Origin of the sequence: Streptomyces composti (assembly GCF_012034205.1) — a bacterium.
GTDB lineage: Bacteria > Actinomycetota > Actinomycetes > Streptomycetales > Streptomycetaceae > Streptomyces > Streptomyces composti.
This window is the reverse complement of sequence record NZ_JAATEM010000005.1, coordinates 167,888-175,631: the sequence shown is the minus strand read 5'-3', so window position 1 is coordinate 175,631 and position 7,744 is coordinate 167,888. Positions and strand designations below refer to the sequence as shown.

Annotated in this window: 6 protein-coding genes and 1 pseudogene; all 7 read left to right on the top strand. The window is 72.6% G+C overall.

Features of this window, described 5'->3' with window-relative positions; translation table 11 throughout:
* Positions 1 to 16 precede the first annotated feature (16 nt).
* The 7 genes and pseudogenes from HCJ93_RS06280 to HCJ93_RS06250 all read left to right on the top strand — a co-directional run bounded on the left by HCJ93_RS06280 (position 17) and on the right by HCJ93_RS06250 (position 7,739).
* Positions 17 to 2,482 carry a thioester reductase domain-containing protein gene (locus HCJ93_RS06280; protein ID WP_167991836.1) on the top strand — a complete coding sequence of 822 codons (2,466 nt, stop codon included), beginning with the start codon at positions 17 to 19 and terminating at the stop codon, positions 2,480 to 2,482.
* Positions 2,479 to 3,621, top strand: coding sequence for an alpha/beta hydrolase (locus HCJ93_RS06275; protein ID WP_167991835.1), 1,143 nt, complete (start codon positions 2,479 to 2,481; stop codon positions 3,619 to 3,621). The genes HCJ93_RS06280 and HCJ93_RS06275 overlap by 4 nt, the downstream gene beginning before the upstream one ends.
* A 65-nt stretch (positions 3,622 to 3,686) precedes the next feature.
* Complete coding sequence (locus HCJ93_RS06270) at positions 3,687 to 4,475, top strand: alpha/beta fold hydrolase (protein ID WP_167991833.1); 789 nt, start codon at positions 3,687 to 3,689, stop codon at positions 4,473 to 4,475.
* A 214-nt stretch (positions 4,476 to 4,689) separates the two neighbouring features.
* Complete coding sequence (locus tag HCJ93_RS06265) at positions 4,690 to 6,348, top strand: catalase (protein WP_167991832.1); 1,659 nt, start codon at positions 4,690 to 4,692, stop codon at positions 6,346 to 6,348.
* 119 nt (positions 6,349 to 6,467) lie between these two features.
* A complete protein-coding gene (locus HCJ93_RS06260) occupies positions 6,468 to 6,791 on the top strand; it encodes a hypothetical protein (protein WP_167991830.1) in 324 nt (107 codons plus the stop codon).
* An 88-nt stretch (positions 6,792 to 6,879) separates the two neighbouring features.
* Positions 6,880 to 7,356: pseudogene (locus HCJ93_RS06255) on the top strand (cytochrome P450); the annotation flags it as partial.
* A 194-nt stretch (positions 7,357 to 7,550) separates the two neighbouring features.
* Complete coding sequence (locus HCJ93_RS06250; RefSeq protein WP_167991828.1) at positions 7,551 to 7,739, top strand: hypothetical protein; 189 nt, start codon at positions 7,551 to 7,553, stop codon at positions 7,737 to 7,739.
* Positions 7,740 to 7,744: the final 5 nt, after the last annotated feature.

Genomic DNA, 7,744 nt, shown 5'->3' with positions numbered 1-7,744 from the left:
AGAGCGAAGGGCTCCCATGCGTGAGGTGAACCAGGACACGGTTGCGGAGGCCGAGGCCATCGAACGCGGTGGCGGCCCGCTCGACGTCCCCGGACTGCTGGCCAAGGTCTCCGAACGCCGGCGCACGCAGCCGGGGGACGCGGCCGGCCCGGCGCCGGGCGGCGGAGCCGGCGGTGCGGTGGCGGGGGCGTCGCCCACCGAGCCGGAGAGCCACGAGTCCCGTACCGGGCCGGAGAACCCGGCGTCCCGCACGGAGGCCGAGGGCACCGGGCACGGGCGCCCCGCCGCGCGGGACGTCCACGCGCTGGCCGCCGCCGTCTCCGCCGTCGCCGGGCGTTTCCTGCCGGGCGGAGAACTCGCCGTGGACGCCGACTTCTTCGACGCCGGAGGCTCCTCCGTGGATGCCGTCGAGTTCGCCGCCGCACTGGAGGAGGAGCTCGGCATCGCGCTCGACCTCGACGAGGTGTTCGCGGACGCCCGCCCGATCAGCCTGGCCCGCCGCGTCCCCCACGCCCCGCCGCCGTCCGGGAGCGCGACGCGGGAGGCCGCACCCCCGGTCCCCGTGCCGCCCGCCCCCGTGCCACCGGCCCCCCAGGGCACCGCGGTCACCACCGCCACACCGGCGGCCGTCACCTCCGCCGGACCCGCGACCGCCCGCCCCGAGGATCTCGAGCAGATCCTCGCCGACCTGGCGCTCGCCGACCGGCTGCCCTTCGTCGCCGACCCGGAGCCCCTCCCGCCCCGCCGGATCCTGCTCACCGGGGCCACCGGGTTCCTCGGCGGGCACCTGCTGCTCGACCTGCTGCGCCACAGCGACGCCCATGTGTACTGTCTGGTGCGCGCCGAGGACGAGGACGCGGCGCTCACCCGGCTCGGCGAGGCCCTGAAGAGCTACCGGCTGCCCTGGTCGTCGGAGGTGCGCCGGCGCATCACCGTCCTCCCCGGCGACCTGCGCCGCCCGCACCTGGGGCTGACCGACGAGACCTGGGCGCGGCTCGCCCGGGAGCTGGACAGCATCGTCGGTGTGGCCGCCGCCGTGGACTTCCTGCGCGGCTACCAGTCGCTGCGCGGCAGCAACGTCCTCGGCCCGCTCACCCTCGCCGAACTGGCCGCGACGGGGCGGCCCAAGCCGCTGCACCACATCTCCTCCATCGCCGTGTTCAACGAGGTCGGCATCGCCTCCATGGGGGAGGACGACCCGCTCGCGCACATCGACCGCCTGGTGTCCGGCTACGACCAGTCCAAGTGGGCCGCCGAGGTGGCCCTGCGCCGTGCCCGGGACCACGGTCTGATCGTCACCGCCCTGCGCCCCGGCGGCATCGGCGGCCACACCAGGACCGGCGCCTACAACCCGCAGGACCTCAGCAGCGGCCTGATCTCGGCCTTCGGCCGCTTCCGCACCGTGCCCGCCTTCCGGTACCTGAACGCCGCCCCCGTCGACTGGGTGAGCCGCGTCGCCGCGGCCGTCGTGTGCGAACCGGACGCCTGGGGTTTCGACTACAACCTCACCGGCGTCCCCAGCACCCTCGACGACGTCGTACGGGACATGGCCCTCGGCGGCATGCACGTCCGCGTCCAGGACTGGGACGAGTGGCGCACCGGCACCCTGGCCCGGCTGGAGGCCGAGCCGGTCCCCGGACTCGCCTTCCTCACCCGCGTGCTGCGGAGCCCCACGGCACTGAAGCTGTGCGAGGCCACGCTCAGGGGACCGGCCGCCGAGATGGAACGCACCGCCGCCCTCGTCGAGGCGCTGGGCCTCCCGCCCGCCCGGCGCTACGACGCGCGCGCCCAGTTGAAGACGTTCGAGAAGCTCGCCGAGGATGGTCTGGGACGTCTCCCGGCCAGGGACGACCCGCCCTACCTGTGGTTCTCCGAGACCACCGAGGGAACGGTCGGACCCGTCGGCGCACCCGCCGACGTGCCCTGCTCCATGGCGCTCACCCTCTCCATCGCGAGCATGCACCAGCTGGTGAGCGAGCGCCGGGTCGACGTGCGAGGCACCCTGACCTGCCCCGCGCTGCACACCGAACCGCTCACCGTGGAGCGCGGCGACGTCTGGGTCCGCCCCGAGGAGGGAATCCCGCAGCGGCACGGCATGAAGCACCCACTGCTGCGCTACCGCCTGGAACTGGTGGACGCGAGCGGCGGGCGCTGGTGGCTGGAGGGCCGCAAGCACGCCCGCGCCCGCCGCGACCTGTGGCGGCAGACCCGCGCCCTCACCGTCGAGATCGGCCCCGCAGGGGAGCCGGCCACGCTGGCCGGCGAGGTCGTCGTACCCGCCGACTCCTACGTCCGCGACCAGATCGACGGCATCGAGGTCGACCCGCGGCTGACCGGCCGGGAGAAGCGGGCCGCCAAGCTGACCTGGCTCGCCTGGTTCGGCCTCGAGATGGGCCGGGGACTGATCGGTCCGTTCGCCCGCGCCGCCGCCGACCTGCTCGACCTGCGCCGCACCACCACTCTCACGGAGCGCCACCGATGATCTTCGAGTCCAGGACCAGGAAAACCGCCGCGCCCGCGCTCCGCCGGGTCAGGACCGCACCCGCCCTGCGCCCGCTGCAGCACCGGCTCGACCCGTCCGCCGTGGAGGAGATCGAGCTGCGCGCCGGCGACGGGGTCCGCCTCGGCCTCACCCGCATCGGCGGCGACAGCGGCGGCGACCGGCCGGCCGTGCTGCTGCTGCACGGGCACACCGCCTCCGCCGACATGTTCCTGCTGCCGGAGACCCGCAACTTGGTCGACGTCCTGCTCGACGAGGGCTGCGAGCCCTGGCTGCTCGACTGGCGCGGCAGCTGCCGGCTGCCCTACAACGCGACCGGCGCGCGCTACACCTACGACGACGTCGCCCTGTACGACATCCCCGCCGCCGTCGCGCGGATCCGCGAGCGCATCGGAGACCGGCCGCTGTTCGTGGTCGCCCACTGCATCGGCTCGCTCTGCCTGTCGCTGAGCCTGACCGCGGGACTGGTGCCGGGACTTGCGGGGGTGGTCTCCCAGGGGGTGTTCCTCACCCCCAAGCTGGCCGGCCGCACCTCGCTGCGGATGTCGCTCGCCGGGGAGCTGCTGAGGTCCCGCATCGACCACATCCCGGTCGACTTCCGCTCCGTCGGCCTGTGGTCGAAGTACACCCCGCTGTTCGCCCTGGCCTCCCGCAAGGCCGGCTGCCCGGACCCGACCTGCCGGATCCTGCACCACTCGGCCTGGGGGACCGGTGCCTCGCTCTTCGTGCACGAGCACCTCAGCGAGACCACGCACGGCCGGCTCGCCGACCTCCTCGGCCCCGCGCCGCTGTGGATCCTGCCGCATCTGCGGCGCATCGAACTCGCCCGCACCGTGGTGCGCTGGCACGACACCGACCACCGCTACCGCGCCCTGCCGCCCAACGCGCTCGACGCCGCCGGCCGCATCGACACTCCGGTGCTGCTGATCTCCGGCAGCGAGAACGGGCTGTGGCTCGACTCGCAGAAGCTCTGCCACCAGGTGCTCGCCCGCCGGCAGCCGCAGCTCGACGTGCGCTACACCGAGATCCCCGGATACGGCCATCTGGACACGTTCCTCGGCCGGGGCGCCGCCCTCGACGTCTACGGGCACATCCTCGAGTTCCTCGGCGAGCACCGCTGACGGCCGTCCGCGCCGACGCTACCCTACCGATCAGTAACCCAACGGGACCCAGGAGGCGAGGCCGGATGCCGCAGTTCGCTGCCGACGGCGCGGAACTCATCTACGACGACGAGGGGCCGCGCGACGCCGACGCCGTGCCCCTGGTGTTCATCCACGGCTGGACCGCGAACCGGCACCGCTGGGACCACCAGATGGAGCACTTCTGTGCCGGCCGCCGGGTGATCCGCCTCGACCTGCGCGGACACGGCGAGAGCAGCGGCGGCGCGGCCCGCACCGTCGAGGAGCTCGCCCGCGACGTGATGGCCCTGCTCGACCATCTGAAGGTCGAGCGGTTCATCCCGGTCGGGCACTCGATGGGGGGCATGATCGCCCAGACCGTCGCCCTCGCCCACCCCGAGCGGGTGGAGCGCCTGGTGCTGGTGGACTCCATCAGCCGCATGGTCTACAGCAGGGGACGCGGACTGCTGATGGCCGCCTCCCGGCGGGTGCCGTTCAAGCTGTTCATCGCCGCGCAGATCCACCGCGCCTTCGCCCCCGGGTACCCCCGCAAGGAGGTCAGGGAGTACATCCGCGCCTCCGCGGCCACGCCCCGTGAGGTGGTGATGACGCTCTACGACGCCATGCGGGACTTCGACGTGCTGGACCGGGTCGGCGAGATCCGCGTGCCCACGCTGATCGTGCACGGCCTCCACGACATCCAGTTCCCGGTGAAGCAGGTACTGCGCATGGCCGCGCACTATCCCGACGCGGTGGTGCGGATCATCGACGCCGGTCACGAGCTGCCCGTGGAGAAGCCTGCGGAGCTCACCGCCGCGCTCGACCGGTTCCTCTCCGGGCCGCGGGCCGGCGGCTGACGGGCCGGGGCCTTCCCGGCCGGCCGGGGCAGGGGCTCCGCCGCCGCTCCCGGCGGGCCCCGGCGGGACCACGCACCCGCGTCGCGAATGCGGCGGCCGGGGCGTGAGTGACCTGGTGGACCCGGGTACCCGGGTGGTCCGCCACGCGCGGCCGGCCGGGCGCCGCCCTGCCCCGGCCCGCCGCCGCCACCAGCACCCCGAGGAGCCCACGATCATGACGGACGTATCCAGCCGGGGTCCCGCCCCCGACGACGAGCGCGGCGTACTCACCAACCGCCAGGGTCACCCCGTCTACGACAACCAGAACCAGCGCACCGTCGGCGCCCGCGGCCCGGCCACGCTGGAGAACTACCAGTTCCTGGAGAAGATCAGCCACTTCGACCGCGAGCGCATACCCGAACGCGTGGTGCACGCGCGCGGCGTCACCGCCTACGGGTACTTCGAGACGTACGGGAAGTGGGGCGACGAGCCGGTCTCCCGTTACACCCGCGCCAAGCTCTTCCAGGAGCCGGGCAAGCGCACCGACGTCGCCGTCCGCTTCTCCACCGTCATCGGCGGACGCGACTCCTCCGAGGCCGCCCGGGACCCGCGCGGCTTCGCCGTGAAGTTCTACACCGAGGACGGCAACTGGGACCTGGTCGGCAACAACCTGGGCGTCTTCTTCATCCGGGACGCGATCAAGTTCCCGGACGTCATCCACGCCCTCAAACCCGACCCGGTCACCTTCGAGCAGCAGCCGAGGCGGATCTTCGACTTCATGTCGCAGACGCCGGAGAGCATGCACATGCTGGTCAACCTGTTCAGCCCGCGCGGCATCCCCGCCGACTACCGCCATATGCAGGGCTTCGGCGTGAACACCTACAAGTGGGTCGACGCCGAGGGCGAGACCAAGCTGGTCAAGTACCACTGGATGCCCAAGCAGGGCGTGCGCTCCATGACCGAGGAGGACGCCGCCGCGGTCCAGGCCCAGTCCCTCGGTCACGCCACCAAGGACCTGTACGAGGCCGTGGCACGCGGCGAGTACCCGGAGTGGGAACTGCTCGTCCAGATGATGGACGACCACGAGCACCCGGAACTGGACTTCGACCCGCTCGACGACACCAAGACCTGGCCCGAGCAGGACTTCCCGCCCCGGCCCGTGGGCCGGATGGTGCTGAACCGGATGCCGGACAACTTCTTCGCCGAGAACGAGCAGATCTCCTTCGGCACCGGCGTCCTCGTCGACGGCCTGGACTTCTCCGACGACAAGATGCTCGTCGGGCGGACCTTCTCCTACAGCGACACCCAGCGCTACCGGGTCGGCCCGAACTACCTCCAGCTCCCCGTCAACCAGGCGAAGAACGCCCAGGTGCGCACCAACCAGCGGGACGGCCTGATGGCCTACCACCAGGACGGCCACGGGGAGAACCCGCACGTCAACTACGAGCCGTCGATCCTCGGCGGACTGCGCGAGGCCGAATACCCCACGCACGACGAGCAGGGTCCCGAGATCCGCGGCCGGCTCACCCGCAAGCGCATCCCGCGCACCAACGACTACCAGCAGGCCGGACAGCGCTATCTGCTGATGGAGGACTGGGAGCGGGACGACCTGGTGCACAACTTCGTCACCCTGCTCTCCCAGTGCGACCGCCCGGTGCAGGAGCGCATGGTCTGGCACTTCCTGCTGGCCGAGAACGACCTCGGCCGCCGGGTCGGCGAGGGGCTCGGCATCACGCCCGGGGACGTCGCCGCCCTGGAGCCTCTGGCGAGCCAGGACCTCACCGACGAGGACCGCAAGCGGCTGGCGAACCTCGGCGACAACCCGCCGCGCGACGTGGAGGGCCTCACCATGACCCACTGCGTGCCCGACGAGCACCACGTCGTCACCCGCTGAGCAGCCCTCGGCGACCACGCAACCGGCGGGCGGGACATTCGCGGTCAACCGCTCACGCGGGACGGTGAATTCCCGCCCGCCGCGGATCGCCGGGGCCCGGGCCGGGGGACCACTGGATCATGACGAGTACACCGTTCCAGCGCACCCTCACCCTGCCCGCCTCGCTGTGCGAGGAGGCCGTCGAGCATCTGGAGAAGGCCGCGCAGCGGACCGTCGACGGTGCAGGGATCCCGCTCAAGGCGTTCCGGGCCGCCGCCGACGACGACTACACCCTGCCGGTCTCCGTGGTGGAGCAGGCCGCCAACTGCCTGCTGGTGCTGGCCACCGAGACCGCCCAGACCGCGCGGCCCTCCGCCCTGCGCGCCACCATCGGGGTCGCCCTGCGTCTGCGCGACGCCGTGGAGGCCCTCCACCAGCCGGCCCTGACCACCCGGTACTGGTGAGGACGGCCCGCCGGCCGTCCCGGCAGCACGGCATGACCGCCCGCCACCAGGGAACCCGGCCGGTCCCGCACCCCCGCCATCCCAGGAGCACGCGCTGCACCGGCACCCCGGGTACCGCGCCCCGCTGGCCGACGGGGACGCCACGTTCGCCGCGGCCTTCACCCACGAGGTGCGCCGGTTCTACCCGTTCGTGCCGTTCCTCGGCGGGCTGGCCGCACGTGACCTGATGTGGCGCGGCCAGTGGGTCCCGGCCGGGGGACTGGTCCTGCTCGACGTGTACGGGCAGAACCACGACGCACTGCTGTGGGGCGACCCGTACGCCTTCCGCCCGCAGCGCTTCCTCGACCGGCCCGCCGGACGGGACGAGCTGGTCCCCCAGGGCGGCGGCGACCCGGCCGCCGGACACCGCTGCCCCGGAGAGGGCCTGACCGTCGGCGTGCTGGAGGCGCTGGCGAGCCGATTGGCCCGAATGGAGTACACGGTACCGGCGCAGAATCTGACCATCCCGGTGCACCGGGTCCCCACCCGTCCGCGCAGCGGCTCTCAGATGGCCGGCGTGCGCTGAGACCTGCGCCCCTTGGCCTGCTGCCGGGCCGTCATGTGCCGCGGGGGTGCCGCGTATCGGCCGTCTCGGGGCCCGGCGATGCCTCAATGGTTGAACATGTTACGGAAGTTGTATTTGGATAACTTGGCATTATTTGTCCGATATGGGTAAATCGGGAGGTGCAGGTACTCACTACATCTCAGGGAGATGGTGTCATGCAGACCGAAGACAAGGTCCTCGACAAGCTCGCCGGTGTGCGCAGCGCCGACATCGAGGCCGCACTCGACCCGGCCGAGGCCGACGGCGTCTTCCGGGACAGCAGGGAGTGCGCCGGACTGGCTCTGTTCGCCGGCGGCGGCAAGCTGCTGCTCTCCCCGCCGACCCCGCGCCCGAAGAAGGGCTGAGTGAG

Bases quoted from the DNA above. Each gene is read 5' to 3' on its own strand.
- HCJ93_RS06280 (WP_167991836.1), top strand. From the start codon at position 17: ATGCGTGAGGTGAACCAGGACACGGTTGCGGAGGCCGAGGCCATCGAA.
- HCJ93_RS06275 (WP_167991835.1), top strand. From the start codon at position 2,479: ATGATCTTCGAGTCCAGGACCAGGAAAACCGCCGCGCCCGCGCTCCGC.
- HCJ93_RS06270 (WP_167991833.1), top strand. From the start codon at position 3,687: ATGCCGCAGTTCGCTGCCGACGGCGCGGAACTCATCTACGACGACGAG.
- HCJ93_RS06265 (WP_167991832.1), top strand. From the start codon at position 4,690: ATGACGGACGTATCCAGCCGGGGTCCCGCCCCCGACGACGAGCGCGGC.
- HCJ93_RS06260 (WP_167991830.1), top strand. From the start codon at position 6,468: ATGACGAGTACACCGTTCCAGCGCACCCTCACCCTGCCCGCCTCGCTG.
- HCJ93_RS06250 (WP_167991828.1), top strand. From the start codon at position 7,551: ATGCAGACCGAAGACAAGGTCCTCGACAAGCTCGCCGGTGTGCGCAGC.